Here is a 25,722-nt window from a genome sequence, read left to right as displayed (position 1 = left end):
CTCCTAGAAGTCCGACCAGGCCGTTCTCGAGCAGGGCGTCGAGGGCTCGGTCAAGAAGCGGTTGGTCAGAGACGCTCGTCCTCGACGAACGACTGGTCGTCGTCGTCGCTGTAGTCATCGTCGCCGTAGCCGTCGACCAGGGCCGACGGGTCGAACCCGGGCGGGCTGTCCTTGAGGGCCAGACCCATGCCGACGAGCTTGGCCTTGACCTCGTCGATCGACTTCGCACCGAAGTTGCGGATGTCGAGCAGGTCGGCCTCGCTGCGACCCACGAGCTCACCCACGGTGTGGATGCCCTCGCGCTTGAGGCAGTTGTAGGAACGAACCGTCAGGTCGAGGTCCTCGATCGGCAGGGCGAGGTCCGCGGCGAGCGCGGCGTCGGTCGGCGACGGGCCCATGTCGATGCCCTCGGCCTCGACGTTGAGCTCGCGGGCCAGGCCGAAGAGCTCGACCAGCGTCTTGCCGGCCGAGGCCATGGCGTCACGCGGGGTCATCGAGTTCTTCGTCTCGACGTCGACGATGAGCTTGTCGAAGTCGGTGCGCTGCTCGACTCGGGTCGCCTCGACCTTGTAGGTCACGGTGAGCACCGGGCTGTAGATCGAGTCGACCGGGATGCGGCCGATCTCCTGGTCACCGGACTTGTTCTGCTGCGCCGAGACGTAGCCACGGCCACGCTCCACGGTCAGCTCCATCTCGAGCTTGCCCTTGTCGTTGAGCGTCGCGATGTGCAGGTCGGGGTTGTGCACCTCGACACCCGCCGGCGGCGTGATGTCGGCGGCGGTGACCGCACCCGGGCCCTGCTTGCGCAGGTACATGACGACCGGCTCGTCGTGCTCCGAGGAGACGACGAGGCCCTTGATGTTGAGGATCATCTCGGTGACGTCCTCCTTCACGCCCGGCACGGTCGTGAACTCGTGGAGCACGCCGTCGATGCGGATGGAGGTGACCGCCGCTCCCGGGATGCTCGAGAGCAGGGTGCGACGGAGGGAGTTGCCGAGCGTGTAGCCGAAGCCGGGCTCGAGCGGCTCGATGGTGAAGCGGCTGCGGTCCTCGACCACGACCTCTTCGGAGAGCACGGGACGCTGTGCGATGAGCACTGTTCAGTTCCTTCCCACGGGCGACCGCCATATGACGCCTCGTGAAACTGCCCGGTCGTGATCCGGGCGGGCCGGCGCGGCTCTGTCTGCGAGCCGGCCCCAGCGACGAGGGGCGTATGCCGTGGGGGCGATGCCCCACGGCATACGTCCTCGGTCAGTTCTTCGAGTAGAGCTCGACGATCAGCTGCTCGGTGAGCTGCGAGTCGATCTGCGCGCGCACCGGGAGCTGGTGGATGAGGATCTGCAGCGAGCCGTCGACGACCTGCATCCAGGCCGGGATGGGACGCTCGCCGAACGTCTGGCGAGCCAGCTCGAACGGGAAGCTCTCGACGGACTGCTTGCGGACCGTGATGATGTCGTACTGCTCGACGCGGTAGCTCGGGACGTCGACGCGCACGCCGTTGACCTCGAAGTGACCGTGCGTGACGAGCTGACGGGCGTGGCGACGCGTGCGGGCCAGGCCCGCGCGGTAGACCACGTTGTCGAGACGCGACTCGAGGATCTGGAGGAGGTTCTCACCGGTCTTGCCGGGGCGCTTCGCCGCTTCCTTGTAGTAGCGGACGAACTGCTTCTCCATGACGCCGTACTGGAAGCGGGCGCGCTGCTTCTCCTGCAGCTGCGTCAGGTACTCCTTCTCCTGGATCCGGCGACGGCCGTGCTGGCCGGGCGGGAACGGGCGGAGCTCGAAGTTCTTGTCGCCGCCGACGAGGTCCATCTTGAGGCGGCGGGACTTCTTGGTGATCGGGCCGGTGTAACGAGCCATGACTTATCTATTCTTCCTGGTCTCTGGCCGGATCAGACGCGACGGCGCTTGGGCGGGCGGACACCGTTGTGCGGCGTGGGCGTGACGTCGCTGATCGCGCCGACCTCCAGGCCGGTGGCGGTGAGCGAACGGATCGCCGTCTCGCGGCCCGAGCCCGGGCCCTTCACGAAGACGTCGACCTTGCGCATGCCGTGCTCCATGGCGCGGCGGCCAGCAGCCTCGGCCGCCATCTGGGCCGCGAAGGGGGTGGACTTGCGCGAGCCCTTGAAGCCGACCTGGCCGGCGGAGGCCCAGGCGATCACGGCGCCGGTGGGGTCGGTGATCGAGATGATCGTGTTGTTGAACGTGCTCTTGATGTGAGCGTGCCCGTGGGCGACGTTCTTCTTCTCCTTGCGACGAACCTTCGTCGCGCGAGCCTTGGGAGGCATGTTTCTCCTACGTCAGAACTGAATGTCGGTGGACCAAACGGGGCGATCAACGCGCCGATCGATCACTTGGCCTTCTTCTTGCCGGCCACGGTGCGCTTCGGGCCCTTGCGGGTGCGCGCGTTGGTCTTGGTGCGCTGACCGCGCACGGGAAGACCACGACGGTGACGGAGACCTTCGTAGGAGCCGATCTCGACCTTGCGGCGGATGTCGGCCTGCACCTCACGGCGAAGGTCACCCTCGAGGCGGTAGTTGCCCTCGAGGAAGTCACGAAGCGCAACGAGCTCGGTCTCACCGAGGTCCTTGACGCGGGTGTTGGGGTCGACGCCGGTGGCAACCAGCGCCTCCTTGGAACGGGTGCGACCGACACCGAAGATGTAGGTCAGTGCGACCTCGACGCGCTTCTCGCGCGGAAGGTCGACTCCAACAAGACGAGCCATGTTGGGTTGTCTCCTGATTTCTGTTACGCGGAGGTCTGGAGCAAGGCACCGATCCGGGGTCTCGGCCCGCCACACAGAAGGACGGGCCACCGGTCCCCGGCCTCCGTGCCGGGGGTGACGTCCTGCGCCGACACGACGGTCGGTCATCAGGGGCCGGGTGCTGCTTTCATTCACTTGTCTTGCGTGCTGTCGAAGTTCTGTCGACGGCGAGGTGGTGCTTCTGCTCAGCCCTGGCGCTGCTTGTGGCGCAGGTTCTCGCAGATCACCATGACCCGACCGTTGCGGCGGATCACCTTGCACTTGTCGCAGATCTTCTTGACGCTCGGCTGAACCTTCATCTGCCTGCTGTCTTCAGATCGCGCGCCCGTCTCCGCGGGCCCCGGGAGGCTCGTGTCGACAGGTGCTTGGTTGTGTAATCGGAGTTGGTGCCTCGCACTCGTCCCGGCCCCGGCGTGCTCGCTCGCGCGCGCTGCCTCGGCCGACCCTGGTGCTCAGCGGTAGCGGAAGACGATCCGACCGCGGGTCAGGTCATAGGGCGAGAGCTCGACCACCACACGGTCCTCAGGGAGGATCCTGATGTAGTGCTGTCGCATCTTGCCCGAGATGTGTGCGAGCACCTTGTGACCGTTCGAGAGCTCCACCCGGAACATCGCGTTCGGGAGAGCCTCGACGATCGTGCCCTCGATCTCGATGACACCGTCCTTCTTGGCCATATCCTCCGTCTATCTGTTGGTGGCCGACCCGGACTGGACCGGCCTTGAGACGTGCCTGTTGCCGTGCTCCGCGTGGTTCGTCGGGGCACAGGCGAGACTCAGGCGTCGAGGCACACGACACCCAACGCACAAGAATACGCCACGGCGGCGATTACCCGAAATCGTGCTCCCGGGCTGCGACCGACCCGGCCGCACCCGCCGCAGCGCCTGCGCAGACGTCCTCCCACGGGAGGATTCCGTGTGCCGGCACCTTGGGTAGCGTGCTCGCGTGACCGCCCGGCCCGCACCCCATGCTCCCGCCGCGCCGGCTGCTCCCGCCGCGGCGGCACGTCCGCTCGTCGACCGCGTCGGCGCGATCATCGCGCTGCTCTACTTCGTCACGTCGATCACCATCGCGGCCGCACTGGGGCGCAGCGCCTGGTGGGTCGACCTCCGGGACCAGCCGGAGGTCCTCGGCTACCTCGGGATCGGGCTGGGGGCGCTGGGCCTGCTCCTTCTCCCCCGCTTCCCGCGGGCGACGTACGCGGCCTGCGGGGTGCTGGCGTACCTGCTGTATGCCGTCGGGGCCATGCTCGGACTGCCGACGGTGCTCATGGCACTGATCGCGCTCTTCGGCGTCACCTTGTGGACCGACAGGCGCGGGGGGCTGTGGGCCCTCGCAGCGGCGCTGGGCTCGATCGGCCTGGCCACCGCTCTGCTCCTGCTGCGCTACGGCTACCTCCTGCCGCCGATCGGGACGTTGCTGTCCGACCGGCTCGCCGTCTACCTCTTCAACAGCGCCGCCGTCGTCGTGCTCACGTGGGCCGTCGCCGACCAGGTCCGCGCCGCCCGGGAGAGGGCCGCCCTCCAGCACGAGTCCGCGTCGCACGCCGCCGACGCGGCCGCCCACGAGCAGGCCGAGCGCGCTGCCGTGAGCCGCGCCGACGGGCTGGCCGACCGGCAGCGGATCGCGCGTGAGATGCACGACGTCGTGGCGCACGGGCTCTCCGTCATGATCGTGCAGGCCGACGGTGCGCGCTTCGCGGCCGCGTCCGACCCCGACGCCGCGACGACGGCGCTCGCCACGATCGCCGCGACGGGCCGGGCCTCGCTGGCGGAGATGCGGCGGCTGCTGGGGGTGCTCCGCGACGACACGACGGGGGTGCCGGAGGCGCCGCAGCCGGGACTCGCCGACATCGAGACGCTCGTCGCGGGCCTCACCGCCGGAGGCAGGGTCGTGCACCTGCGCCAGGAGGGCGAGCTGCTCCCCCGCGACGCGATCGAGGGTGACGCCGCGACGGGGCTCACGGCGTACCGCATCGTCCAAGAGGCGCTGACGAACGTCATGAAGCACGCGGGTGACGACGCGACGGCATGGGTCAGCGTGACCGTCGCACCCAACCGAGTGGTGGTCGACGTCGTCGACGACGGGGTCGGCACGAGCAACGGAGACGGCAGCGGTGCGGGCCACGGGCTGCGCGGCATGGCCGAGCGGGTCGAGGTGATCGGCGGCTCGCTCGTCACGGGGCCCGACCCCCGCGGCGGCTACCGGGTCACGGCGACCCTGCCCCGGCTCGCAGCCGGCGCGACCCGACCGATCGAGGTGGCCCGGTGATCCGCGTGATGATCGTCGACGACCAGGCGCTCGTGCGCGCCGGCTTTGCCATGCTCGTGCGATCGCAGCCCGACCTCACCGTCGTCGCCGAGTGCGCCGACGGGCAGCACTGCGTCGACACCCTGGCCACGGTCCCGGCCGACGTCGTGCTCATGGACGTGCGCATGCCCCGGATGGACGGCATCGAGGCCACCCGGATCATCGCCGAGCGCGACTGCGCGACAAAGGTGCTCGTCCTCACGACCTTCGACCTTGACGAGTACGCGTTCACCGCGCTCCGGGCGGGGGCGTCGGGCTTCCTGCTCAAGGACGCTCCGCCGGAGGACCTCCTCGCGGCGATCCGCACGGTCCACGCCGGTGACGCCGTCATCGCTCCGTCGACGACCCGCCGGCTCGTCGAGACCTACGTGCGTGGCGCCCCGGTCGCGGGCGCCCTGCTCGACCGCACGTCCACGCTGACCGACCGGGAGCGCGAGGTCTGGGTCGCGATCGCGGGCGGCCTGACCAACTCCGAGATCGCGGAAGCCCTCTTCGTCTCCGAGACGACGGTCAAGACGCACGTCGGGCACATCCTCGCCAAGACCGGCGTCCGTGACCGGGTCGCCCTCGTCGTGCTCGCCTACCAGACCGGGGCCATCGCCCTGCCCTGACCGCTCCCGTCTCCACCCGGCCGCTGGTCTCCTCCTCCCACGGGACGACGCGCATCTCGGACCGCGGAGCGATGCGCATCCCGGGGGCGAACTCCTAGCGTCGAGGCATGTTGGAGACAAGCGAGATCGCCACTGCCCCAAGGGACTTCACCAGGATGTCAGCGACCCTCCCTGTCGGTGGCCCCGCGGAGGTGTCGGGTGAGCTCGCCGAAGCGGTCGTCGACCACGGCGCGCTGGCCGCGAACGTGCGCACCCTGCGCGCTGCCGCGGGCGCCGCCCTGATGGCCGTCGTCAAGGCCGACGCCTTCGGACACGGAGCCGTGCCGGTGGCGCGCACGTGCCTGGCGGCCGGTGCGACGTGGCTCGGCGTGACGCAAGTGTCGGAGGCCCTCGAGCTGCGGCGGGCAGGCCTCGATGCCCCGGTGCTCGCGTGGCTCTTCGACCCGGCTCGCGCCGCGGCTGCGGTGGCTGCCCGCATCGACCTGTCGGTGAGCAGCCCGGGTGACCTCGCCGCCGTCGCCCGCGCCGGCGGAGTGCCCCGCATCCACCTCAAGCTCGACACGGGCCTGCACCGCAGCGGCTGCCCCGGTGAGGACTGGGCGCGCCTCGTGGGCGCCGCCGCCTCCCTCGAGTCAGCCGGCCGGGTTCGTGTCGTCGGCGTGTGGTCGCACCTGTCCCACGGGGGCGAGCCGGACGCCGTGGCCACCCGCCGCCAGCTGCTCATGTTCCGCGTCGGCCTCGACCTCTCGCGGGCAGCCGGACTGCGGCCCGAGGTCGTCCATCTGGCGAACACCGCTGCCGTGCAGGCCAACCCACGCCACGCGGCATACGACCTCGTCCGCGTCGGCGCCGGCCTCTACGGCATCGGCGAGGGGCTCCGGCCCGCCCTCACCCTTCGCACGCGCGTCCTCCAGGTGCGACGCGTCGCAGCCGGCCGGGGCGTCGGCTACGACCACGTCGGGCGGACCTCCCGCGACACCCACCTCGCCCTGGTCCCCCTCGGCTACGCCGACGGGATCCCCCGCGCCGCGACCGGGCACGCGAGCATCTGGCTCGCCGGGCGCCGCGCGCCCCTCATCGGGCGCGTCTCCATGGACCAGCTCGTGGCCGACCTCGGGCCCGAGCCGGTGGCCGTCGGCACGGAGGTCGTCGTGCTCGGGCCCGGCGACCGCGGCGAGCCCACGGCGCGGGAGTGGGCCGCCTGGTCCGGCACGAACGAGCACGAGATCTACACCGGGATCGGCGCGCGTGTGGCACGCCGGCACGTCGGCGCCACCTCGGCGTGCGACCACCCCGGTCCAGGAAGGGAGCAGGCATGAGAGTGGCCGTCATCCACGGAGGAACGAGCAGCGAGCACGACGTCTCGGTCGCCAGCGGCGAAGGCATCATGGACGGGCTGCGCCGCGCGGGGCACGAGGTCGTGCCCGTGCTCGTCGACCGCGCCGGCGAGTGGCACACGCCGGCAGGCGTAGGCCGGCTCGTCGCCGTCGACACGCTGCTCGGCTGCGACGTCGCCGTCCCCGCCCTGCACGGGAGGTTCGGCGAGGACGGCACGGTGCAGGGGTTCCTTGAGGTGCTCGGCGTGCCCTACGTCGGGTCCCCCGTCGCCGCCAGCGCCGTGTGCCTCGACAAGCAGCTGACCAAGCTCGTCGTCGGAAACGCCGGCCTACCGGTCGCTCCGGGCCTGTTCGTGGGCGCCGACCGCGCAGTCGCGGCGACCCGCTCGGCGGTGGAACTCGACCGCCTTGCCGCTCACTTCGTCGCCGCGGGCCTGGCAGGGCCGGTCTACGTCAAGCCGGTCCACGGCGGATCCAGCATCGGTGTCACCCGGCTCGCCGCTCTCGCACCCAGCGAGCTCCGCTCCGCTCTCGTGACCGCCCTCGAGGCCGGCGGGGACTCCATCCTGGTGGAGGCCGAGGTCAGCGGCCTCGAAGTCGACGTGCCTGTGCTCGAGCTGCCGGACGGCGAGGTGCGCTGCGGACCCTCGTTGCTCGTCCGCAGCGACCCCGACGAGCCGTTCTTCACCGAGACCGCCAAGTACGAGAGTGCGGCGACTCGGTTCGCCGTCCCTGCGCCACTCGGTCCGGAGCTCACCGCACACCTCGAGCAGCTGGCCGTCGCGGCATTCGACGCCCTCGGCTGCCGGGGCCTCGCCCGCGTCGACTTCCTCGTCGGAGTCGACGGACCGGTCCTCAACGAGGTCAACACGTTCCCCGGGTTCACGCCTGCGTCGCAGTTCCCACGCATGTGGGCCGCCGCCGGGACGGACTACGCAGATCTGGTCGACCTCCTGGTGCGGACCGCGGCCGGGTCATCGGTGGCGATGGTGTCAGGGGTGCACGGGTGAGCGCTCCGACGACGGCGCCAGGCCCTACCTTGCTCTCCGACCCACGCGTCGTGGGCATCCGTGTCGTCGACGACGGGTCCGAGCTCGTCGACGTCGCGAGCGCCGGGGTGCTCGTCGTACCCACCCAGCCGGACCCTCCGCCGGGCCTCGGCCTCGTCTGGGCCGCGTCGATGCCGACCCCTCCTCACCGGCTCGTGCGCCACACCCTCGCCGACCGGCTCGGCGAGGCGCAGTCGACGCTCCCCGACGGCCTGCACCTGCTCGTCGTGGAGGGGCTGCGACCGTTGGCCGCTCAGCAGGCGATCCACGCGGCGTACCGCCGTCGGCTGGCTGACGACCAGCCATGGCTCGACGCGGCCGAGCTCGACCGTCTGGCGAGCCGCTTCGTGGCGCCGCCGGCGAGCGCGCCCCACGTCAGCGGCGCCGCCGTCGACCTCATCCTCGCCGACGACGACGGCCGTCGGCTCGACCTCGGCACGCCCATCGACGCGACGCCCGAGGAGAGCCGCGGAGCCTGCTACTTCGACGCGCCGGGCATCGGTCCTCACGCCCGGCAGCTGCGCTCGGTGCTCGCCGGAGCACTCGGGCGCGCCGGCCTGGTCAACTACCCGACCGAGTGGTGGCACTGGTCCTTCGGCGACCGCTACTGGGCCCACGTCACCGGAGCGCCGTTCGCGATCCACGGGCCGGTGGACCCGTTGCGGAGCCTCGGATCGTGAGGGACTGCCTCAACGCCTGAGCTCGGCCAGCCGGAGCGAGACGATGCGCTCGAGCACCGTGTCGGGCACGGGACGGTCGACCGTGAAGCGGACGGTGCCCTTGCTCAGGGCGAAGCCGTCGAGGTCGGGCGCCACCGCCTCGACGACCGCCGGGCTGAACGGGAAGACCGACAGGTGCTTCGCGGCAGCGGTGATCCCGACGAGCGGCCGGCCGTCCAGGCGCAGGGCAGGCATCCCGTAGCTCGTGCCTTCCTCCGCCTCCGGCACCAGGCGTGACGCGACGTCGACGACGTGCTGCAACGCTGCGCGCTGATCCGGCTCGAGGCCCTCCAGGTAGTCACCGATCGTCCCCACCCTGTGATCGTGCCATCGGCCAGGTGGTTGCGGGGGCGTATCCGCCGGGTGGGGAGGGCGAGCGGAACCGACGGGCACGCCGGGCCTTGCTGCGCCCCTCGAGCTTGGCTCGTCCGACCCGAGCTGCAGCCGACTGTCGACGACCGCGATCACGATCGTCGCGGGCCCGCTCAACTACGTCGGGCTCAACCCGAAGATCGGCTGCTCCACCCCCCAGCCGTCGAAGTAGTCGCCGGCTCCCGGCGTCGTGCCGGGTGGGCCCGGGCGCGGTCCGCACCCGCGGACGCGCGACCCGGCCACCCGGCATACTGGCCGGGTGACCGAGCCCGGCGCCGACGCCGCCCACCMACCTGCACCCGACGACCACACCGACACGGTCAGCGCGCCCCCGACCGAGGCGGAGTCGGTCGACGACTACTACGCCCGCATCGCCGCTGCGGCGGGTGAGGACGGGCGACTGCCCGTGGCAGTCGAGGAGATGCCCGGGTGGGACATCTACCCGTACGAGCTCGAGGGCCTTCGGCTCAAGCCGGTGCGGCCCCCAGCCGACGAGGAGCCCCCGCGCCGCGGCGAGCAGGCTGCCGACTGTCACTGCGCACAAGGGTTCGACGACGCCGACGAGCGCGTCGTCTGGACGAACTCACGCTGGCGGCTGACGCTGTCACGCGACACCGGGCTCCCGCTGATGCTCATGCTGATGCCGGTGGAGCACCACGACCTGCCCTCGCTCCCCGCCGACCTCGCCGCCGAGATGGGTCAGCTCGTCGTCGCGATCTCCGACGCGGTCGAGCACGTGCCGACCGTCGGCCGAGTGCAGCTGGCCAAGTACGGCGACGGCGGCGCCCACCTGCACCTGTTCTTCCTCGGCCGGCCCGCGCGGATGCTGCAGTTCCGCGGGTCGCCCCTCATCGACTGGGAGGAGAACCTCCCACGCGTGCCGTTCGAGGTGCTGCAGGCCAACGCGCGGGTCGTCGCCGAGCGGATGGTCGTGCACGTCGGCGGACGCGCCGGCGCCCTCGGCCGTCGGGACTGACCGGGACCGACCGGCTCACCGGACTCGCCTGGCTGACCGGGCTCACCGGGTGACGAGGCTGGTCCCTTTCCGGTCGGGCCGCCCGGCGAGGTCGTAGGGTCAGCCGTGGTGCGCGGGTCGCTCGAAGAAGAGCACGGCCACGACCCCGATGAGCAGCACGGCGGCGGGCAGCAGCATCGCCTGGGACATGGCCGAGGAGAAGCCGTCGGAGACCTGTGGTGGCATCGCACGGCCGCCGCCCTGCTGGATCGACCCTGCTGACAGCTGGAGGCCGGGCAGGTTGGCGGCCATCCGCGCCTCGATGACCGCGGCGATGGCCGCGCTGCCGAGGACGGCGCCCACCTGCCGCGTCGTGTTGTAGACCCCGGCCCCCGCGCCGGCCGACGACAGCGGCAGGTTGCGGGTGGCGGTGGCCGCGAGCGGGCCCCACATGAAGGCGCTGCCGACGCCCATCAGCGCCATCGGCAGGAGCAGCTGCCAGATCGGGGTGGCGGGGTGCATGACGGCGGCCACCCAGAAGAGCGAGGCCGAGGTGAGACCCAGGCCGACGGGGGCGAGCATCTTCGGGTGGACCTTGTCGGTGAGGCGACCGCCGACCGGAGCGAGCGCGCCGGAGATGACCGCCATCGGTGCGAGCAGCAGTGCCGACGACGTCGGGCTGAGGCCCCGGACCGCCTGCGCGTAGAGCATGAACGGGAAGGCCATCGCCGTGATCGCGAAGCCGACCGTCGTGATGCCGATGTTGGACACGGAGAAGTTGCGGTCGCGGAACAGCCCGAGCGGGACCAGGGGCTCGTTCGTGTTGCGGGACTGCCACACGAGGAACAGGGCGAACACGACGAGTCCGACCCCGATCAGCAGCGGCACCGACACGAATCCCGAGATCGCGCCCCAGTTGTAGGTCTCACCCTCCTGCACCCCGAAGACGATGAGGAACATCCCCACGGCCGACAGCGCGACACCGAGCCAGTCGAAGTCATGGCTGCGCGTGCCCAGACGCGGCACGAGCCGGGCCGCAAGGACGAAGGCGACGATGCCGACCGGCACGTTGATGAAGAAGATCCACTCCCAGCCGGGGCCGTCGACGAGCAGGCCGCCGACGACGGGTCCGACGAGGATCGCGACGCCGGCGGTCGCGCCCCAGAGGGCCATGGCCTGCCCGCGTGAGGCGGCCGGGAAGGTGCGCGTGATCACGGCCATGGTCTGCGGCGTGAGCATCGAGGCACCGATGCCCTGCACGACACGGGCGACGATGAGGCCCGTGATGGTGCCGGTGAGGCCGCACCACAGCGAGGCCAGGGTGAAGATGGCGAGCCCGGCCAGGTAGATGTTCTTCGGGCCGTAGCGATCGCCGAGCCGCCCGGTGATGAGCAGCGGCGTGGCGTAGGCGAGCAGGTAGGCGCTCGTGACCCAGATGACACTGTTGACCTCGGTGTCGAGCCCTCGCAGGATCGCCGGGGTCGCCACCGACACGATCGTCGAGTCGACGAGGATCATGAAGAAGCCGATGACCATGGCCCAGAGGGCGGGCCACGGGTTGTGGTCGGCGGCCACGCCGCCGGGGGGTGCCTGCGCCGCCGCAACCGACGTGCTCGTCGTCGTGTCTGTCGTGCTCTCGTCACCGGCCACGGTGGGCCCCCTTCCGCTGCCTCGCGCAGCACTCCCCGATTCTGCACCCGGGCACCGACAGCCGTCATCGGCTCAGGCAGTGGCCCAGCGGGTCGAGAGCCACATCGGGTCGTAGCCGGTCAGCGGCACCATGCGCCACGTCAGGTCGGCGTCGGCGCTGCGCAGCCGCGCCTCGACGCGGAAGCGGTGCGGCGTCTCGATCACGATGACCTCGGCGCGGAAGGTGTCCTCGTCGACCCAGCCACCGCTGGCGACGACCGGAAGCGTGCCTCCCGCAGCGACCAGGTCGCTCTCGCGCCAGGCCCCGACGCCGACCGGCACGCGCAGCCACTGCCCGCGCCGGGCCAGGCCGAGCACCAGGTCGGCGCCCTCGCGCGTGACCGAGACTGCCGTGTAGTCCGGGGCCAGGTCGGACGAGCTCGAACGGTTGAACTCGGCGTACTCCGGGCCCAGCGCCTCTCCCGTCATGGCGGGGATCTCGAGGCCCGCCAGACGCTCGGCCAATGCGGCGTCAGCCGCGTCGGATCCGGCCGCACCGATGGCGGGCACGAGGTGGCGCCACAGCGCGTCGAGGGTCGACTGCATGCGCTGCTGCTCCGCCGTGACGGCCGCGACGGTGTCGTGCTCGGGCAGCACGATCAGGAACTGCCCGTAGGCCCCGTCGCCGCGGAAGCCGAAGCGCTGCATCCAGAACGAGTAGCCGTAGCCGCGCCTCCAGTCGTCGTCGGCGCCGGGGTCCTCGTTGAGCGGCCCGAATGCGCGGGTGGCCTCGTCGACCCAGGCCTCGGACAGCAGCTGGCGCCCCTGCCAGCGACCCCGGTCGAGGTAGAGCTGGGCGACCGATGCGATCGTCTCGGTCGTCAGGTGCGACCCCGTGAAGCCGAGCTCGCGACCGACCGGGTCGCGGTGCCACGGAATGCCCTCCTGCACGCCGAGCGGCACGAGCAGCCGCGGATGCAGGACGTCGGCGATGCCGCCGCCCGTCAGCTGTCGCACGATGACGGCGAGCAGGTAGGTCGCGACCTGGTTGTAGGCGAAGACCGTGCCCGGCTCACGGGTGGGCGTGGTCGCGAAGACGCGAGGCACCCAGTCGCCGGTGTCGGCGAAGTCGCTGCCGCTCATCCGGTCGAAGACGTGCGTCCACGCGTCCTCCTCGTGCCCGACGGTCATCGAGAGGCAGTGCCGCACGCGCACGTCCTGCCAGCCGGGTGCGACGCGGTCGCGGTCGAGGTCGGGGAAGTGGTCGAGCACCCGGTCGTCGAGCGAGAGGCGACCCTCCTGCGCCAGGAACCCGACGGCCGTGGCCGTCAGCGTCTTCGAGAGGGAGTACGCGAGGTGGACGCGGTCGGCGGCATACGGCCTCCACCAGCCCTCGGCGACGACGTGGCCGTGGCGCACGACCATGATGCTGTGGAGGCCGAGGTGCTCACGCTCGACGGCGTCGACGAGATCGAGGACGCCTGCGGCGTCGACGCCCTGGGCCGACGGGGTGCTGCGGGGAAGGGTCACAGCGCGAGGCTACGCGTCGGCGTCGCCCCACGGGGGCAGCGGCCGGGGCCCGTGCGGCGCGTCAGAGCACCGTCTCAGACCGAGACGTCGAGAGGGGCGTATGCCGCCCCGACCGCCTCGAGGGCAGCCTTTCCACCGTCGATGGCGGTGAGGATCCACAGGCCGTTCTCGCGGACCGCGACGGAGTGCTCCGCGTGCGCGGCCCGCGACCCGTCGGCCGTCACGACGGTCCAGTCGTCGGCCAGCACCTTGGTGTCGGTCGAGCCCAGCGTGATCATCGGCTCGATGGCGCCGGTGAACCCGTCGACGAGCTTCGGGCCCGTCTCGCGCACGGCGTAGTTCGGGATCTGGGGATCCATGTGCATCTCGGTGCCGATGCCGTGGCCGACGTACTCGTCGATGACACCGTACGCGTGCCCGTCGCGGTCGGCGGCACGCTCGATGCTCGCCTCGACGGCGTCACCGACGGCGTACAGCCTGCCGCCCACCTGCATCGCGGCGATGCCGGCGTACAGGCTGGCCTCGGTGGCGGAGATGAGCGCGAGGTCCTCGGGCCGGCCGGCGTCGGGACCACCGACGACCGCGGTGAAGGCCGCGTCGCCGTTCCAGCCCTTGACCTCGGCGCCGCAGTCGATGGAGACGATGTCGCCCGCCGCCAGCACCCGCGGGCCGGGGATGCCGTGGACGACCTCGTCGTTGACGCTCGTGCAGAGCGTGTGGCTGTAGCCCGGCACGAGCTGGAAGTTCGGGATGCCGCCGTGGCTGCGGATGAAGTCCTCGGCGAGGCGGTCGAGCTCGAGCGTCGTGACCCCCGGGCGCACCTCGCCCGCGAGCATCTCGAGGGTGCGCCCGACGAGCAGCCCCGCCTCACGCATGAGGAGGAGCTGCTCGTCGGTGCGGCCCTGGAGCCGGCCTCGGCGTCCGAACATCAGGCGTGCTGGGGCAGCGCGGCGATGACGCGGTCGGTGACCTCGTCGACCTCGCCCATGCCGTCGACCTTCACGAGGAGGCCGACCTGGTCGTAGTGGTGCGACAGCGGCGCGGTCTCCTTGCGGTAGATCGCCTGACGCTCGCGGATGACGTCCTCGGTGTCGTCGGCGCGCCCCTCGGTCTCGGCCCGCTTGAGCAGGCGCTCGACGATGGCGTCCTCGTCGACCTCGAGCTCGAGGACGGCATCGAGGGCGTGGCCGTGGCGCGCGAGCATGGCGTCGAGCGCGTCGACCTGGCCCGAGGTGCGCGGGTAGCCGTCGAGGAGGAAGCCGTGGGTGGCGTCGTCCCAGGAGAGGCGGTCCTCGACGATCTCGTTGGTGATGTCGTCGGAGACGTAGCCACCGGACTTGATGATCTCGTCGACCTTGACCCCCAGCGGGGTCTGGTCCTTGATGTTGGCGCGGAAGATGTCGCCGGTCGAGATGGCGGGGATGCCGAGGCGGTCGGCGATCCGCGCCGCCTGGGTGCCCTTACCGGCACCGGGCGGGCCGAGGATGATCAGTCGCATTTAACGCAGGAACCCTTCGTAGTGACGCTGCTGCAGCTGTGCCTCGATCTGCTTGACCGTCTCGAGACCCACGCCGACGACGATGAGGATCGAGGTGCCACCGAACGGGAAGTTCTGGTTGGCGCCGACGAGCACGAGGGCAACGAGCGGGATCAGCGAGACGATGGCGAGGTAGATGGCACCCGGCACGGTGATTCGGGTCAGGACGTAGTTGAGGTACTCGGCCGTGGGTCGCCCGGCCCGGATACCCGGGATGAAGCCGCCGTACTTCTTCATGTTCTCGGCGACCTCGGTCGGGTTGAACGTGATCGAGACGTAGAAGAACGTGAAGAAGAGGATGAGGGAGACGTAGATCGCCATGTAGATGGGGTGGTCACCGCGCACCAGGTTCGACTGCACCCACGTCACCCATTCGGGGTTGGTGCCGTCGGCGCGCGTGTTGAACTGCGCGATGAGGCCGGGCAGGGCCAGCAGCGAGCTGGCGAAGATGACCGGGATGACGCCGGCCATGTTGACCTTGAGCGGGATGTACGTGGACGTGCCGCCGTACATGCGCCGGCCGACCATGCGCTTGGCGTACTGGACGGGGATGCGGCGCTGCGACTGCTCGACGAAGACGACTGCGGCGATCACGAAAATGCCGAGCGTGATGATGCCGAGGAAGGTGCCCCAGCCCTTGTTCTCACGGATGCCCCAGAGCGAAGCCGGGAAGCCGGCGGCGATCGAGGTGAAGATCATCAGCGACATGCCGTTGCCGACGCCCTTGTCGGTGATGAGCTCGCCGAACCACATGATCAGGCCGGTGCCGGCCGTCATGGTGAGGACCATGATCAAGATGGTGACCATCGACTGGTCGTTCATGATCGAGGTGCACGAGCCGCCGAACAGGCTGGACGGGTTGCGCGCGAACGTGACGAGCGTGGCCGACTGGAGGATCGCGAGGCCGATCGTCAGGTAGCGGGTGTACTGGGTCAGCTTGCTCTGACCCGACTGGCCCTCCTCCTTGAGCGCCTCGAAGCGCGGGATGACCACCGTGAGCAGCTGGATGATGATGCTCGCGGTGATGTACGGCATGATCCCGAGCGCGAACACCGACAGCTGCAGCAGCGCACCGCCGCTGAAGAGGTTGGCCAGGTTGAGGAACCCGCTCTGGTCACCCGACTGGCCCTTGTTGGCCTGCAGACAGTTCTGCACGAGGCTGTAGCTGATACCGGGCGTCGGCACGTGTGATCCGAGCCGGAACAGCACGATGATGCCGAGCGTGAAAAGCAGCTTCTTGCGCAGGTCCGGGGTACGGAACGCGCGTACGAAGGCGGCGAGCACTGGGTCCTCCTGGGGGCCGCGGGGTGGCGCGGCGTCATTCATGCAATCCGTGGAAGGTTAACGCAAAGGCGCAGCGCCCCGAGCCTCCCTCCGCGGTAACCGACGTCACGTCGGCCCGCGGCTGGCGCTCGGGGCGCTGCTCACACGAGGTGTGTGGGGGTCACGCTGGACCGGTCACTCAGCCCGCGAGGGCCGTGACCGTGCCGCCGGCGGCCTCGATCTTCTCCTTGGCGGACGCCGAGAACTTGTGCGCCTCGACCTCGACCTTGACGGAGATCTCGCCGGTCCCGAGCACCTTCACCGGGAAGCCGTCGCGGACGGCACCCTTGGCGACGAGGTCCTCGACCGAGACCTGCCCGCCCTCCGGGAAGAGGACCTGCAGGCGGTCCAGGTTCACGACCTGGTACTCGGTGCGGAACGGGTTCTTGAAGCCACGGAGCTTCGGAAGGCGCATGTGCATCGGCATCGAGCCGCCCTCGAAACGCTCCGGGACCTGGTAACGGGCCTTGGTGCCCTTGGTGCCACGACCGGCGGTCTTGCCCTTGGAGCCCTCACCACGACCGACGCGGGTCTTGGCGGTCTTGGCTCCGGGGGCCGGACGCAGGTGGTGGACCCTGAGGGCGGACTCGCCCGAGTTCTTGGCGTTGTCGGCCATGGTCAGTCAACCTCCTCGACGGACACGAGGTGCGTGACCGTCTTGACCATCCCGCGGATCTCGGGACGGTCCTCCTTGACGACGACGTCGCCAATGCGCTTCAGACCGAGGCTGCGCAGCGTGTCACGCTGGTTCTGCTTGCCGCCGATCTCGGAACGGGTCTGGGTCACCTTGAGACGAGCCATCACGCACCAGCCTTCGCGGCCTGGGCCTCGGCGATGCCGGCGGCACGGGCCCTGAGCATGGCCGCCGGAGCGACCTCCTCGAGGGTCTTGCCACGGCGGGCAGCGACCGACTCGGGGCGCTCGAGGTCACGCAGGGCCTGGGCCGTGGCGTGCACGATGTTGATGGCGTTGTCGGAGCCCAGCGACTTGCTGAGGACGTCGTGGATGCCGGCGCACTCGAGCACCGCACGCACCGGGCCACCGGCGATGACACCGGTACCGGGGGCGGCGGGGCGGAGCATGACGACACCTGCGGCCGCCTCACCCTGGACGGGGTGCGGGATGGTGCCCTGGATGCGGGGGACCTTGAAGAAGTTCTTCTTGGCCTCCTCGACACCCTTGGCGATGGCCGCGGGAACTTCCTTGGCCTTGCCGTAGCCGACACCCACGGTGCCGTCACCGTCACCGACGACGACAAGGGCGGTGAAGCTGAAGCGACGACCACCCTTGACGACCTTGGCGACACGGTTGATGGTCACGACACGCTCGACGTACTGGTTCTTGTCGTCACGGCTGTCGCGGTTGTCGCGGCCACCGCGGTTGTCGCGGCGGTCTCCGCGCTCGGTGCGCTCGCCGCCACCGGCGGGGCCGGTGCCTCGACGCTGCTGTCCGGGCATCAGATGTTCCTCATCTCAACAATTGCGGTCACGAAGTGCTTGGTCACAGGGACAGCCCACCTTCACGGGCGCCCTCGGCGATCGCCGCGACGCGGCCGTGGTACTTGTTGCCACCACGGTCGAACACGACGGACTCGATGCCGGCGTCCTTGGCACGCGAGGCGACGAGCTCGCCGACCTTCTTGGCCTTGGCGGTCTTGTCACCCTCGAACGCACGCAGGTCGGCCTCCATCGTCGAGGCCGAGGCCACGGTCTTGCCGACCGTGTCGTCGACGACCTGGACGAAGAGGTGACGGCTGGAGCGCGACACCACGAGGCGGGGACGGGCGGTGGTGCCGCTGATCTTCTTGCGACCGCGGACCTGGCGACGGATACGGGCGGCAGCCTTGGACTTGCCGCGCTTGATGATCATTGCCATGGCTTACTTACCGGCCTTTCCGACCTTGCGACGGATCTGCTCGCCCGCGTAGCGAACGCCCTTGCCCTTGTACGGGTCGGGCTTGCGCAGCTTGCGGATGTTGGCCGCGACCTCACCGACGAGCTGCTTGTCGATGCCCTGCACCGAGAAGCGGGTCGGGTTCTCGACGGCGAAGCTGATGCCGGCGGGAGCCTCGATGAGGATCGGGTGCGAGTATCCGAGCGAGAACTCGAGGTCCGAGCCCTTCGCCGCGACACGGTAACCCGTGCCGTGGATCTCCATCTTCTTCTCGTAGCCCTCGGTGACGCCGAGGACCATGTTGTTGATGAGCGAGCGGGTCAGGCCGTGGCGCGAGCGCGAGTCACGCTCGTCGTCGGGGCGCTTGACCTCGAGGTTGCCCTCGGCCAGCTCGACCGTGATCGGCTGGACGACGGTCAGGGAGAGCTCACCCTTGGGGCCCTTGACCGTGACGTCCTGGCCGGCGACGTTGATGTCCACACCCGAGGGGATGGAGACGGGGAGTCGTCCGATACGCGACATGTCTGCGTCTCCTTACCAGACGTAGGCGAGGACTTCCCCACCCACGCCCTTCTCGTGTGCCTGCTTGTCGGTCAGGAGACCCGTCGAGGTCGACAGGATCGCGACACCGAGCCCGCCGAGAACCTTGGGCAGGTTCGTCGACTTGGCGTAGACGCGCAGACCGGGCTTGCTCACGCGACGCACACCGGCGATGGAGCGCTCGCGGTTGGGGCCGTACTTGAGGTCGATGGTCAGCGTCTGGCCGACCTCGGCCTCCTCGATCTTCCACGAGGCGATGTAGCCCTCGGCCTGGAGGATCTCGGCGATGTTCTTCTTCAGCTTCGAGTACGGCATGGAGACGACGTCGTGGTGCGCCGAGTTGGCGTTCCGGACGCGGGTCAGCATGTCCGCAATCGGGTCAGTCATGGTCATGTGGGCTCTCCGCCCTTCCTCACCGGGGTTTCGACCGCGGCATCTGCCGCCGGCTTGCGCCGTGTGGTCGACCTACGGTGTCAGAGGTGTGTTGGTCTGGGTTGTGCTCTGGGCTCGAAAAGCCGATTACCAGGAGCTCTTGGTCACGCCCGGCAGCTCGCCCGCGTGAGCCATCTCGCGAAGGCAGATGCGGCAGAGGCCGAACTTGCGGTACACCGAGTGCGGACGACCGCACTTCTGACAGCGGGTGTACGCGCGGACCTTGAACTTCGGCTTCCGGTTCGCCTTGTTAACGAGCGCGGTCTTGGCCATGTCAGTTCTCCTTGAAGGGGAAGCCGAGCTGCTTGAGCAGCGCGCGACCCTCGTCATCGTTGGTCGCCGTGGTGACCACGGTGATGTCCATGCCCCGCACGCGGTCGATCCGGTCCTGGTCGATCTCGTGGAACATCGACTGCTCGGTCAGACCGAACGTGTAGTTGCCGTTGCCGTCGAACTGCTTCGGCGAGAGGCCACGGAAGTCACGGATGCGCGGGAGGGCGATCGTGACGAGACGGTCGAGGAACTCCCACATGCGGTCGCCGCGGAGCGTGGTGTGGGCGCCGATCGGCATGCCCTCACGCAGCTTGAACTGGGCGATGGACTTGCGAGCCTTGGTCACGACCGGCTTCTGGCCGGTGATGGCCGTGAGGTCGCGCACGGCGCCCTCGATCAGCTTGCTGTCCTTGGCCGCGTCGCCGACACCCATGTTGACGACGACCTTGACGACGCCGGGGACCTGCATGACGTTGGCGTGGCCGAACTGCTCCTGCAGGGAGCCCTTGATCTCGTCCTGGTAGCGCTGCTTCAGGCGCGGCTTGGTGCTGGTCTCAGTCATTCTCAGAGGTCCTTGTCCGACTTGACCGCGACACGGACGCGAGCCGCCTTCTGGCGACCGTTGCGCTCCACGGTCTCGACACGCGTCTTGACGCGGGTCGGCTTCTTCGACTCGGGGTCGACGATCGCGACGTTGCTCACGTGGATCGCGGCCTCGGTGTGCGTCAGGCCACCGGTGCGCGTGCCACGGGCGGTCGCGCCCGCCTTGACGTGCTTGGTGACGCGGTTGATGCCCTCGACCAGCACGCGCTGGTTCTCGGGGTAGACCGCGATGACCTTGCCCTGCTTGCCCCGGTCGCCGCCGTTCTTCTGGCTGCGGCCGGAGATGACCTGGACGAGGTCACCCTTCTTGATCTTCATCTTGGTCGGCTTGTTCGCCATGTTCACAGCACCTCCGGCGCGAGCGAGATGATCTTCATGAACTTCTTCTCGCGAAGCTCGCGGCCCACCGGGCCGAAGATGCGGGTACCACGGGGGTCACCGTCGGTCTTGAGGATCACCGCAGCGTTCTCGTCGAACTTGATGTAGGAACCGTCGGCACGGCGACGCTCCTTGACGGTGCGGACGATGACGGCCTTGACGACGTCACCCTTCTTCACGTTGCCGCCAGGGATCGCGTCCTTGACGGTGGCGACGATCGTGTCGCCGATGCCGGCGTACCGACGGCCCGAGCCACCGAGAACACGGATGCAAAGGAGTTCCTTGGCACCGGTGTTGTCGGCGACGCGCAGCCGCGACTCCTGCTGAATCACTTCTAACTCCTGTCGTCGTGCTGGTTCTCACCGGTTGCCCGGATGAGCCTTGCCGAACGGAATGGGGGGCACACAGGGGGCGGAGCCCCCGGTGGGTTGGCTTACTTGGCCTTCTCGAGGATCTCGACGATGCGCCAGCGCTTCGTCGCGGAGAGCGGACGCGTCTCCATGATCAGCACGCGGTCGCCGATGCCGGCCTCGTTCTGCTCGTCGTGCACCTTGACCTTGCTGGTGCGACGGATGACCTTGCTGTAGAGCGCGTGCTTGACGCGGTCCTCGACCTCGACGACGACGGTCTTGTCCATCTTGTCGCTCACCACGTAGCCCTGACGGGTCTTGCGGTGGTTGCGCTCACTCGCCTGGTCGCTCACGACCTTCTCCTGCTCGCTCATGCGTCAGCCTCCTGCGCCTTGTCAGCCTTCTTGGCCTTCTTCTCGGCCTTGTCAGCCTTCTCGGTCTTGTCGGCCTTGGCGGACTTCTTGTCCGCCTTCTCGGCCTTCTCCTCCGCCTTGGGGGCGGCGGGCGCCGAGCCGATGCCGAGCTCGCGCTCACGCATCTCGGTGTAGATCCGTGCGATGTCCTTCTTGACCGCGCGCAGACGCCCGTGGTTGTCCAGCTGGCCGGTGGCCGACTGGAAACGCAGGTTGAACAGCTCTTCCTTGGCCTTCTTCAGCTCGTCCGCCAGCTTCGTGTCGTCGAGACCACGCAGCTGCTCGGGAGCCAGGTCCTTGGTTCCGACTGCCATCAGATGTCACCACCCTCACGCTGAACGAAGCGGCACTTCATGGGGAGCTTGTGCATCGCGAGACGCATGGCCTCGCGCGCCACCGGCTCGGTCACGCCCGAGATCTCGAACATGACGCGGCCCGGCTTGACGTTGGCGATCCACCACTCCGGCGAACCCTTACCGGAACCCATGCGGGTCTCGGCGGGCTTCTTGGTGAGCGGACGGTCGGGGTAGATGTTGATCCACACCTTTCCGCCACGCTTCATGTAACGGGTCATCGCGATACGAGCGGACTCGATCTGCCGGTTGGTGACGTAGGCGGGCTCGAGAGCCTGGATGCCGAAGTCGCCGAAGGCGATCGTCGTGCCACCCTTGGCCGCACCGTGGCGGTTCGGGTGGTGCTGCTTGCGGTGCTTGACTCGACGGGGAATCAACATGGTCAGGCCTGCTCATTCTCGGTGCTCGCCGCGGCGGGAGCCTCGGCAGCAGCGGTCTCGTTCACTGCCGGAGCAGCGGCGGTCTCGTTGCGGTCACCACGACGGGCGCGGTTCGGGCGGTCGCCGCCGTCACGACGCGGGCCACGCGACGGGCGCGGGGCGGCGGCCTGCTGGGCCGCGAGCTCCTTCGCCGTCATGTCGCCCTTGTAGATCCAGACCTTGACGCCGATGCGGCCGAAGGTCGTGCGGGCCTCGTAGAAGCCGTAGTCGATCTGCGCACGCAGCGTGTGCAGCGGGACGCGACCCTCGCGGTAGAACTCGGTGCGGCTCATCTCGGCGCCGTTGAGGCGGCCCGAGACCTGCACGCGGATGCCCTTGGCGCCGGCGCGCTGGGCGGACTGCATGCCCTTGCGCATCGCGCGGCGGAACGCCACGCGGGCCGAGAGCTGCTCGGCGATGCCCTGGGCGACCAGCTGGGAGACGATCTCGGGGTTCTTGACCTCGAGGATGTTCAGCTGGACCTGCTTGCCCGTGAGCTTCTCGAGCTCGCCGCGGATGCGGTCGGCCTCGGCGCCGCGGCGGCCGATGACGATGCCCGGGCGGGCCGTGTGGATGTCGACGCGGACGCGGTCACGGGTGCGCTCGATCTCGACCGAGGCGATACCGGCGCGCTCCATGCCCTTCTCCATCAGGCGACGGATGGCGACATCTTCCTTGACGTAGTCGCGGTAGCGCTGACCCGACTTCGTCGAGTCGGCGAACCAGCGGCTCTTGTGGTCCGTCGTGATGCCGAGACGGAAGCCGTGGGGGTTGACCTTCTGACCCATCAGCGGGCTCCCTTCTTGTTCTCCGGCTGCGTGACGACCACGGTGATGTGGCTCGTGCGCTTGTTGATGCGACCGGCGCGGCCCTGGGCCCGCGGACGGAATCGCTTCATGGTCGGGCCCTCGTCGACGAACGCGGCCGTGATGACGAGGTTGCGCTCGTCGAAGGCGACCGACTCGCGGTCAGCCTTGACACGGGCGTTGGCGATGGCGCTCTCGAGCACCTTCTTGACCGGGTCGGAGGCCGACTGCGGAGCGAAGGTCAGCGTCGTGACGGCGTCGGTGGCCGCCTTGCCGCGGATCAGGTCCACGACACGGCGAGCCTTCTGCGGGCTGACACGGACGTGCCGCGCCGAAGCCTTGGCTTCCATGACTTCTTCCTTGGATTCGGTGGCCATCAGCGACGACGACCCTTCTTGTCGTCCTTCACGTGACCCTTGAACGTGCGGGTCGGCGCGAACTCGCCGAGCTTGTGGCCGACCATCGACTCGGTGACGAACACCGGGACGTGCTTGCGGCCGTCATGGACGGCGAAGGTGTGGCCGAGCATGTCCGGGCTGATGACCGAACGGCGCGACCAGGTCTTGATGACGGTCTTGGTGCCCGCTTCGTTCTGGGCGTCCACCTTCTTCTGAAGGTGGTCGTCGATGAAGGGGCCCTTCTTCAGGCTACGAGGCATTCCAAAGGCTCCTTATCAGCGCTTCTTGCCAGTACGACGGCGACGCACGATGAGCTTGTCGCTTTCCTTGTGTCCCTTGCGGGTGCGGCCCTCGGCCTGACCCCAGGGGGAGACGGGGTGACGTCCACCGGACGTCTTGCCCTCACCACCACCGTGCGGGTGGTCGACCGGGTTCATCGCGACACCACGGACGGTCGGGCGCTTGCCCTTCCAGCGCATGCGGCCGGCCTTGCCCCAGTTGATGTTGCTCTGCTCGGCGTTGCCGACCTCGCCGACGGTCGCGCGGCAGCGCGCGTCGACGTTGCGGATCTCACCGGACGGCATACGCAGCTGGGCGTAGGGGCCGTCCTTGGCGACGAGCTGCACGCGAGCACCCGCGGAGCGGGCGATCTTGGCGCCGCCACCGGGCTTGAGCTCGATCGCGTGAACGACCGTACCCACGGGGATGTTGCGCAGCGGAAGCGAGTTGCCCGGCTTGATGTCGGCCGCGGGGCCGTTCTCGATCGGGTCGCCCTGCTTCAGCTTGTTCGGGGCCAGGATGTAGCGCTTCTCGCCGTCGACGTACTGGACGAGCGCGATGCGCGCGGTGCGGTTGGGGTCGTACTCGATGTGAGCGACCTTGGCCGGCACGCCGTCCTTGTCATGGCGACGGAAGTCGATGACGCGGTAGGCGCGCTTGTGACCGCCACCGATGTGGCGCGTGGTGATGCGGCCGGCGTTGTTACGGCCACCCGTCTTCGACAGGGGGCGGACCAGCGACTTCTCCGGAGTGGTGCGCGTGATCTCGACGAAGTCGGCGACCGACGAGCCACGACGGCCCGGCGTGGTCGGCTTGTACTTGCGGATACCCATGTTCGTTAAGTCTCTCTTCGTCTATCTCAGGCGCCCGCACCGAAGATGTCGATCGAGCCCTCGCGGAGGGAGACGATCGCACGCTTGGTGTCCTTGCGCTTGCCGAGGCCGAATCGGGTGCGACGGGTCTTGCCCTGGCGGTTCAGGGTGTGGACCTTGTCGACCTTGACGTTGAAGATCGCCTCGATGGCGATCTTGATCTCCGTCTTGTTCGCACGCGGGTCGACGATGAAGGTGTACTTGCCCTCGTCGAGCAGCCCGTACGACTTCTCGGAGACGACCGGCGCGATCAGGATGTCGCGGGGGTCCTTGGCGTGGATGCTCACTTGGAGGCCTCCTTGTCGGCCTTGTCGGCCTTCACGGGACCGGCCACGAACGCGTCGAGGGCGGCCTGCGTGAAGACGATGTCGTCGGCGCACAGGACGTCGTACGTGTTGAGCTGGTCGGCGACCAGGACGTGGACGTTCTGCAGGTTGCGCACCGACTTGAACGACACCTCGTCGTCGCGCGTCAGCACGACGAGCAGGTTCGGACGCTCGGTGAGGCCCGCGAGCAGCGCCGCGGCGTCCTTGGCCGAGGGCAGCTCACCCGTGACGACGGAGTCGACGACGTGGATGCGGTCGAAGCGGGCCCGGTCGGAGAGGGCACCGCGCAGGGCGGCGGCCTTCATCTTCTTGGGGGTGCGCTGGCTGTAGTCACGCGGCTGCGGGCCGTGGACGACGCCACCGCCGGCGAACTGCGGCGCGCGGGTCGAGCCCTGACGCGCACGGCCGGTGCCCTTCTGGCGGTACGGCTTGCGCCCACCGCCGCGGACCTCGCCGCGGGTCTTGGTCGAGTGCGTGCCCTGACGAGCCGCCGCGAGCTGGGCCACCACGACCTGGTGGATCAGCGGGACGTTCGTCTGCACGTCGAAGATCTCGGCGGGCAGGTTCGGGGTCTTGGTTGCCATGTCGATCATGCACCCTTCGCAGCCGTGCGGATCAGGACGATGCCACCGCGGGGACCGGGGACGGCACCCTTGATGAGCAGCAGGCCCTTCTCGGCGTCAACGGCGTGGATCTGGAGGTTCTGGGTCGTCTGGCGGACGCCACCCATGCGACCGGCCATGCGCATGCCCTTGAAGACACGGCCCGGGGTCGAGCAGCCGCCGATGGAGCCCGGCTTGCGGTGGTTGCGGTGCGCACCGTGCGAGGAGCTGACGCCGTGGAAGCCGTGACGCTTCATGACACCGGCGAAGCCCTTGCCCTTGGTGGTACCCGTCGCGTCGACGCGCTGGCCGGCCTCGAACGAGTCGGCGGTGATCTCCTGGCCGAGCTCGTAGTCGCCGGCGTCCGCGGTGCGCAGCTCGACGAGGTGACGGCGCGGCGTGACGCCGGCCTTCTCGAAGTGACCGCTCATCGGCTTGTTGACCTTGCGCGGGTCGATCGCACCGAAGGCGATCTGGACCGCGGCGTAGCCGTCGGTCTCGTCGGCGCGCACCTGCGTCACGACGCAGGGGCCGGCCTGGACGACGGTCACGGGGACGAGCTTGTTGTCGGCGTCCCACACCTGGGTCATGCCGAGCTTCTCGCCGAGCACGCCCTTGACGTTCTTCTGAGCAACAGTCATGTCAGCAACCG

At 69.3% G+C, this 25,722-nt stretch carries 38 protein-coding genes; 6 read left to right on the top strand and 32 right to left on the bottom strand.

The window, feature by feature from the left end; translation table 11 throughout:
* Positions 1–65 precede the first annotated feature (65 nt).
* The 6 genes from AC1DE0_RS01905 to infA all read right to left on the bottom strand — a co-directional run bounded on the left by AC1DE0_RS01905 (position 66) and on the right by infA (position 3,438).
* Positions 66–1,097: a DNA-directed RNA polymerase subunit alpha gene (locus AC1DE0_RS01905; protein ID WP_442290164.1), complete on the bottom strand. Its 1,032-nt coding sequence runs from the start codon at positions 1,095–1,097 to the stop codon at positions 66–68.
* Between the two features lie 154 nt (positions 1,098–1,251).
* Complete coding sequence (gene rpsD, locus AC1DE0_RS01900; protein ID WP_478096541.1) at positions 1,252–1,860, bottom strand: 30S ribosomal protein S4; 609 nt, start codon at positions 1,858–1,860, stop codon at positions 1,252–1,254.
* Positions 1,861–1,892: 32 nt separating this feature from the next.
* Positions 1,893–2,288: a 30S ribosomal protein S11 gene (gene rpsK / locus AC1DE0_RS01895; RefSeq protein ID WP_478096539.1), complete on the bottom strand. Its 396-nt coding sequence runs from the start codon at positions 2,286–2,288 to the stop codon at positions 1,893–1,895.
* Between the two features lie 62 nt (positions 2,289–2,350).
* Positions 2,351–2,725 (bottom strand): 30S ribosomal protein S13, encoded by a 375-nt coding sequence (gene rpsM, locus AC1DE0_RS01890; protein ID WP_020143209.1) that lies wholly within the window; start codon positions 2,723–2,725, stop codon positions 2,351–2,353.
* A 224-nt stretch (positions 2,726–2,949) separates the two neighbouring features.
* Positions 2,950–3,063, bottom strand: a complete 114-nt coding sequence (rpmJ, locus tag AC1DE0_RS01885) for a 50S ribosomal protein L36 (RefSeq protein ID WP_006592630.1) — start codon at positions 3,061–3,063, stop codon at positions 2,950–2,952.
* A 153-nt stretch (positions 3,064–3,216) separates the two neighbouring features.
* Complete coding sequence (infA, locus tag AC1DE0_RS01880; RefSeq protein ID WP_013493543.1) at positions 3,217–3,438, bottom strand: translation initiation factor IF-1; 222 nt, start codon at positions 3,436–3,438, stop codon at positions 3,217–3,219.
* 268 nt (positions 3,439–3,706) lie between these two features.
* On the opposite strand from infA, the gene AC1DE0_RS01875 reads away from it, so the two are divergent.
* From AC1DE0_RS01875 to AC1DE0_RS01855, 5 genes are all read left to right on the top strand, one after another.
* Positions 3,707–5,032: a sensor histidine kinase gene (locus AC1DE0_RS01875; protein WP_478096537.1), complete on the top strand. Its 1,326-nt coding sequence runs from the start codon at positions 3,707–3,709 to the stop codon at positions 5,030–5,032.
* 8 nt (positions 5,033–5,040) lie between these two features.
* Complete coding sequence (locus AC1DE0_RS01870; RefSeq protein ID WP_478097740.1) at positions 5,041–5,682, top strand: response regulator transcription factor; 642 nt, start codon at positions 5,041–5,043, stop codon at positions 5,680–5,682.
* Between the two features lie 155 nt (positions 5,683–5,837).
* The gene (gene alr, locus AC1DE0_RS01865; protein WP_478096535.1) at positions 5,838–7,001 is read left to right on the top strand and encodes an alanine racemase; all 1,164 of its coding nucleotides are present in this window, start codon (positions 5,838–5,840) and stop codon (positions 6,999–7,001) included.
* Positions 6,998–8,029 (top strand): D-alanine--D-alanine ligase family protein, encoded by a 1,032-nt coding sequence (locus AC1DE0_RS01860; protein ID WP_478096533.1) that lies wholly within the window; start codon positions 6,998–7,000, stop codon positions 8,027–8,029. The genes alr and AC1DE0_RS01860 overlap by 4 nt, the downstream gene beginning before the upstream one ends.
* The gene (locus AC1DE0_RS01855; protein WP_478096531.1) at positions 8,026–8,748 is read left to right on the top strand and encodes a M15 family metallopeptidase; all 723 of its coding nucleotides are present in this window, start codon (positions 8,026–8,028) and stop codon (positions 8,746–8,748) included. The genes AC1DE0_RS01860 and AC1DE0_RS01855 overlap by 4 nt, the downstream gene beginning before the upstream one ends.
* A 9-nt stretch (positions 8,749–8,757) precedes the next feature.
* Here AC1DE0_RS01855 and AC1DE0_RS01850 read toward each other — a convergent pair whose 3' ends face one another.
* Positions 8,758–9,102: an iron chaperone gene (locus tag AC1DE0_RS01850; RefSeq protein ID WP_478096529.1), complete on the bottom strand. Its 345-nt coding sequence runs from the start codon at positions 9,100–9,102 to the stop codon at positions 8,758–8,760.
* A gap of 316 nt (positions 9,103–9,418) precedes the next feature.
* Here AC1DE0_RS01850 and AC1DE0_RS01845 point away from each other — a divergent pair, with 316 nt between their 5' ends.
* Positions 9,419–10,135 carry a hypothetical protein gene (locus AC1DE0_RS01845; protein ID WP_478096526.1) on the top strand — a complete coding sequence of 239 codons (717 nt, stop codon included), beginning with the start codon at positions 9,419–9,421 and terminating at the stop codon, positions 10,133–10,135.
* A gap of 99 nt (positions 10,136–10,234) precedes the next feature.
* On the opposite strand, the gene AC1DE0_RS01840 is transcribed toward AC1DE0_RS01845, so the two are convergent.
* The 25 genes from AC1DE0_RS01840 to rplC all read right to left on the bottom strand — a co-directional run bounded on the left by AC1DE0_RS01840 (position 10,235) and on the right by rplC (position 25,711).
* Entirely contained in the window at positions 10,235–11,650 is a 1,416-nt protein-coding gene (locus AC1DE0_RS01840) for a DHA2 family efflux MFS transporter permease subunit (protein ID WP_478097738.1), read from the bottom strand.
* Between the two features lie 186 nt (positions 11,651–11,836).
* Positions 11,837–13,273, bottom strand: coding sequence for a serine hydrolase domain-containing protein (locus tag AC1DE0_RS01835; RefSeq protein WP_478096524.1), 1,437 nt, complete (start codon positions 13,271–13,273; stop codon positions 11,837–11,839).
* Positions 13,274–13,347: 74 nt separating this feature from the next.
* Positions 13,348–14,202 carry a type I methionyl aminopeptidase gene (gene map, locus AC1DE0_RS01830; protein WP_478096522.1) on the bottom strand — a complete coding sequence of 285 codons (855 nt, stop codon included), beginning with the start codon at positions 14,200–14,202 and terminating at the stop codon, positions 13,348–13,350.
* Positions 14,202–14,771: an adenylate kinase gene (locus AC1DE0_RS01825; protein ID WP_478096518.1), complete on the bottom strand. Its 570-nt coding sequence runs from the start codon at positions 14,769–14,771 to the stop codon at positions 14,202–14,204. The genes map and AC1DE0_RS01825 overlap by 1 nt, the downstream gene beginning before the upstream one ends.
* Positions 14,772–16,094, bottom strand: coding sequence for a preprotein translocase subunit SecY (gene secY / locus AC1DE0_RS01820; protein ID WP_478096516.1), 1,323 nt, complete (start codon positions 16,092–16,094; stop codon positions 14,772–14,774).
* Between the two features lie 178 nt (positions 16,095–16,272).
* A complete protein-coding gene (rplO, locus tag AC1DE0_RS01815) occupies positions 16,273–16,749 on the bottom strand; it encodes a 50S ribosomal protein L15 (RefSeq protein ID WP_478096514.1) in 477 nt (158 codons plus the stop codon).
* A 2-nt stretch (positions 16,750–16,751) separates the two neighbouring features.
* Positions 16,752–16,934, bottom strand: a complete 183-nt coding sequence (gene rpmD / locus AC1DE0_RS01810) for a 50S ribosomal protein L30 (RefSeq protein ID WP_020143226.1) — start codon at positions 16,932–16,934, stop codon at positions 16,752–16,754.
* Complete coding sequence (rpsE, locus tag AC1DE0_RS01805; RefSeq protein ID WP_478096511.1) at positions 16,934–17,590, bottom strand: 30S ribosomal protein S5; 657 nt, start codon at positions 17,588–17,590, stop codon at positions 16,934–16,936. The genes rpmD and rpsE overlap by 1 nt, the downstream gene beginning before the upstream one ends.
* A 43-nt stretch (positions 17,591–17,633) precedes the next feature.
* On the bottom strand, positions 17,634–18,008 hold the full coding sequence (gene rplR / locus AC1DE0_RS01800) for a 50S ribosomal protein L18 (protein WP_442290151.1): 375 nt from the start codon (positions 18,006–18,008) through the stop codon (positions 17,634–17,636).
* A gap of 3 nt (positions 18,009–18,011) precedes the next feature.
* Positions 18,012–18,548, bottom strand: coding sequence for a 50S ribosomal protein L6 (gene rplF, locus AC1DE0_RS01795; RefSeq protein WP_478096509.1), 537 nt, complete (start codon positions 18,546–18,548; stop codon positions 18,012–18,014).
* Between the two features lie 12 nt (positions 18,549–18,560).
* Entirely contained in the window at positions 18,561–18,959 is a 399-nt protein-coding gene (gene rpsH / locus AC1DE0_RS01790; protein ID WP_045191896.1) for a 30S ribosomal protein S8, read from the bottom strand.
* Between the two features lie 126 nt (positions 18,960–19,085).
* Complete coding sequence (locus AC1DE0_RS01785; protein WP_020143231.1) at positions 19,086–19,271, bottom strand: type Z 30S ribosomal protein S14; 186 nt, start codon at positions 19,269–19,271, stop codon at positions 19,086–19,088.
* A gap of 1 nt (position 19,272) precedes the next feature.
* Positions 19,273–19,833, bottom strand: a complete 561-nt coding sequence (gene rplE / locus AC1DE0_RS01780; protein ID WP_478096506.1) for a 50S ribosomal protein L5 — start codon at positions 19,831–19,833, stop codon at positions 19,273–19,275.
* 2 nt (positions 19,834–19,835) lie between these two features.
* The gene (rplX, locus tag AC1DE0_RS01775) at positions 19,836–20,213 is read right to left on the bottom strand and encodes a 50S ribosomal protein L24 (RefSeq protein ID WP_478096504.1); all 378 of its coding nucleotides are present in this window, start codon (positions 20,211–20,213) and stop codon (positions 19,836–19,838) included.
* Between the two features lie 2 nt (positions 20,214–20,215).
* Positions 20,216–20,584 (bottom strand): 50S ribosomal protein L14, encoded by a 369-nt coding sequence (gene rplN, locus AC1DE0_RS01770; RefSeq protein WP_045191900.1) that lies wholly within the window; start codon positions 20,582–20,584, stop codon positions 20,216–20,218.
* Between the two features lie 101 nt (positions 20,585–20,685).
* Complete coding sequence (rpsQ, locus tag AC1DE0_RS01765; RefSeq protein WP_478096501.1) at positions 20,686–20,976, bottom strand: 30S ribosomal protein S17; 291 nt, start codon at positions 20,974–20,976, stop codon at positions 20,686–20,688.
* Positions 20,973–21,329, bottom strand: a complete 357-nt coding sequence (rpmC, locus tag AC1DE0_RS01760) for a 50S ribosomal protein L29 (protein WP_442290146.1) — start codon at positions 21,327–21,329, stop codon at positions 20,973–20,975. The genes rpsQ and rpmC overlap by 4 nt, the downstream gene beginning before the upstream one ends.
* Entirely contained in the window at positions 21,329–21,748 is a 420-nt protein-coding gene (gene rplP, locus AC1DE0_RS01755; RefSeq protein WP_478096498.1) for a 50S ribosomal protein L16, read from the bottom strand. The genes rpmC and rplP overlap by 1 nt, the downstream gene beginning before the upstream one ends.
* Positions 21,749–21,750: 2 nt before the next feature.
* On the bottom strand, positions 21,751–22,575 hold the full coding sequence (gene rpsC, locus AC1DE0_RS01750; protein WP_030194229.1) for a 30S ribosomal protein S3: 825 nt from the start codon (positions 22,573–22,575) through the stop codon (positions 21,751–21,753).
* Positions 22,575–22,943, bottom strand: coding sequence for a 50S ribosomal protein L22 (gene rplV, locus AC1DE0_RS01745; protein WP_386050627.1), 369 nt, complete (start codon positions 22,941–22,943; stop codon positions 22,575–22,577). The genes rpsC and rplV overlap by 1 nt, the downstream gene beginning before the upstream one ends.
* 26 nt (positions 22,944–22,969) lie before the next feature.
* A complete protein-coding gene (gene rpsS, locus AC1DE0_RS01740; protein ID WP_141823434.1) occupies positions 22,970–23,251 on the bottom strand; it encodes a 30S ribosomal protein S19 in 282 nt (93 codons plus the stop codon).
* 15 nt (positions 23,252–23,266) lie between these two features.
* Positions 23,267–24,103, bottom strand: coding sequence for a 50S ribosomal protein L2 (gene rplB / locus AC1DE0_RS01735; RefSeq protein ID WP_147066110.1), 837 nt, complete (start codon positions 24,101–24,103; stop codon positions 23,267–23,269).
* A 26-nt stretch (positions 24,104–24,129) separates the two neighbouring features.
* A complete protein-coding gene (gene rplW / locus AC1DE0_RS01730; protein ID WP_442290145.1) occupies positions 24,130–24,429 on the bottom strand; it encodes a 50S ribosomal protein L23 in 300 nt (99 codons plus the stop codon).
* Entirely contained in the window at positions 24,426–25,061 is a 636-nt protein-coding gene (rplD, locus tag AC1DE0_RS01725) for a 50S ribosomal protein L4 (protein ID WP_478096493.1), read from the bottom strand. The genes rplW and rplD overlap by 4 nt, the downstream gene beginning before the upstream one ends.
* Complete coding sequence (gene rplC, locus AC1DE0_RS01720) at positions 25,058–25,711, bottom strand: 50S ribosomal protein L3 (protein ID WP_478096490.1); 654 nt, start codon at positions 25,709–25,711, stop codon at positions 25,058–25,060. Before rplC ends, rplD begins: the two co-directional genes overlap by 4 nt.
* Positions 25,712–25,722 lie beyond the last annotated feature (11 nt).

Source organism: Terrabacter sp. 05T424, from assembly GCF_056396225.1.
This window is presented reverse-complemented; position numbering and strand designations above follow the sequence as displayed.

Coding starts and splice junctions, on each gene's coding strand:
- rpsM (WP_020143209.1), bottom strand. CDS start 2,725: ATGGCTCGTCTTGTTGGAGTCGACCTTCCGCGCGAGAAGCGCGTCGAG.
- rpsK (WP_478096539.1), bottom strand. CDS start 2,288: ATGCCTCCCAAGGCTCGCGCGACGAAGGTTCGTCGCAAGGAGAAGAAG.
- rplE (WP_478096506.1), bottom strand. CDS start 19,833: ATGACTGAGACCAGCACCAAGCCGCGCCTGAAGCAGCGCTACCAGGAC.
- rpsQ (WP_478096501.1), bottom strand. CDS start 20,976: ATGAGCGAGCAGGAGAAGGTCGTGAGCGACCAGGCGAGTGAGCGCAAC.
- rplP (WP_478096498.1), bottom strand. CDS start 21,748: ATGTTGATTCCCCGTCGAGTCAAGCACCGCAAGCAGCACCACCCGAAC.
- rplV (WP_386050627.1), bottom strand. CDS start 22,943: ATGGAAGCCAAGGCTTCGGCGCGGCACGTCCGTGTCAGCCCGCAGAAG.
- AC1DE0_RS01840 (WP_478097738.1), bottom strand. CDS start 11,650: ATGGTCATCGGCTTCTTCATGATCCTCGTCGACTCGACGATCGTGTCG.
- rpmJ (WP_006592630.1), bottom strand. CDS start 3,063: ATGAAGGTTCAGCCGAGCGTCAAGAAGATCTGCGACAAGTGCAAGGTG.
- rplX (WP_478096504.1), bottom strand. CDS start 20,213: ATGGCGAACAAGCCGACCAAGATGAAGATCAAGAAGGGTGACCTCGTC.
- rpmC (WP_442290146.1), bottom strand. CDS start 21,329: ATGGCAGTCGGAACCAAGGACCTGGCTCCCGAGCAGCTGCGTGGTCTC.
- rpsD (WP_478096541.1), bottom strand. CDS start 1,860: ATGGCTCGTTACACCGGCCCGATCACCAAGAAGTCCCGCCGCCTCAAG.
- rpsE (WP_478096511.1), bottom strand. CDS start 17,590: ATGCCCGGACAGCAGCGTCGAGGCACCGGCCCCGCCGGTGGCGGCGAG.
- alr (WP_478096535.1), top strand. CDS start 5,838: ATGTCAGCGACCCTCCCTGTCGGTGGCCCCGCGGAGGTGTCGGGTGAG.
- infA (WP_013493543.1), bottom strand. CDS start 3,438: ATGGCCAAGAAGGACGGTGTCATCGAGATCGAGGGCACGATCGTCGAG.
- AC1DE0_RS01785 (WP_020143231.1), bottom strand. CDS start 19,271: ATGGCCAAGACCGCGCTCGTTAACAAGGCGAACCGGAAGCCGAAGTTC.
- rpsS (WP_141823434.1), bottom strand. CDS start 23,251: ATGCCTCGTAGCCTGAAGAAGGGCCCCTTCATCGACGACCACCTTCAG.
- rplO (WP_478096514.1), bottom strand. CDS start 16,749: ATGGCCGACAACGCCAAGAACTCGGGCGAGTCCGCCCTCAGGGTCCAC.
- rpsH (WP_045191896.1), bottom strand. CDS start 18,959: ATGACCATGACTGACCCGATTGCGGACATGCTGACCCGCGTCCGGAAC.
- map (WP_478096522.1), bottom strand. CDS start 14,202: ATGTTCGGACGCCGAGGCCGGCTCCAGGGCCGCACCGACGAGCAGCTC.
- rpmD (WP_020143226.1), bottom strand. CDS start 16,934: ATGGCTCGTCTCAAGGTGACCCAGACCCGTTCCGAGATCGGCGGCAAG.
- rplD (WP_478096493.1), bottom strand. CDS start 25,061: ATGATCGACATGGCAACCAAGACCCCGAACCTGCCCGCCGAGATCTTC.
- AC1DE0_RS01860 (WP_478096533.1), top strand. CDS start 6,998: ATGAGAGTGGCCGTCATCCACGGAGGAACGAGCAGCGAGCACGACGTC.
- AC1DE0_RS01870 (WP_478097740.1), top strand. CDS start 5,041: ATGATCGTCGACGACCAGGCGCTCGTGCGCGCCGGCTTTGCCATGCTC.
- rplR (WP_442290151.1), bottom strand. CDS start 18,008: ATGGCAATGATCATCAAGCGCGGCAAGTCCAAGGCTGCCGCCCGTATC.
- rplB (WP_147066110.1), bottom strand. CDS start 24,103: ATGGGTATCCGCAAGTACAAGCCGACCACGCCGGGCCGTCGTGGCTCG.
- AC1DE0_RS01825 (WP_478096518.1), bottom strand. CDS start 14,771: ATGCGACTGATCATCCTCGGCCCGCCCGGTGCCGGTAAGGGCACCCAG.
- rplF (WP_478096509.1), bottom strand. CDS start 18,548: ATGTCGCGTATCGGACGACTCCCCGTCTCCATCCCCTCGGGTGTGGAC.
- rpsC (WP_030194229.1), bottom strand. CDS start 22,575: ATGGGTCAGAAGGTCAACCCCCACGGCTTCCGTCTCGGCATCACGACG.
- rplC (WP_478096490.1), bottom strand. CDS start 25,711: ATGACTGTTGCTCAGAAGAACGTCAAGGGCGTGCTCGGCGAGAAGCTC.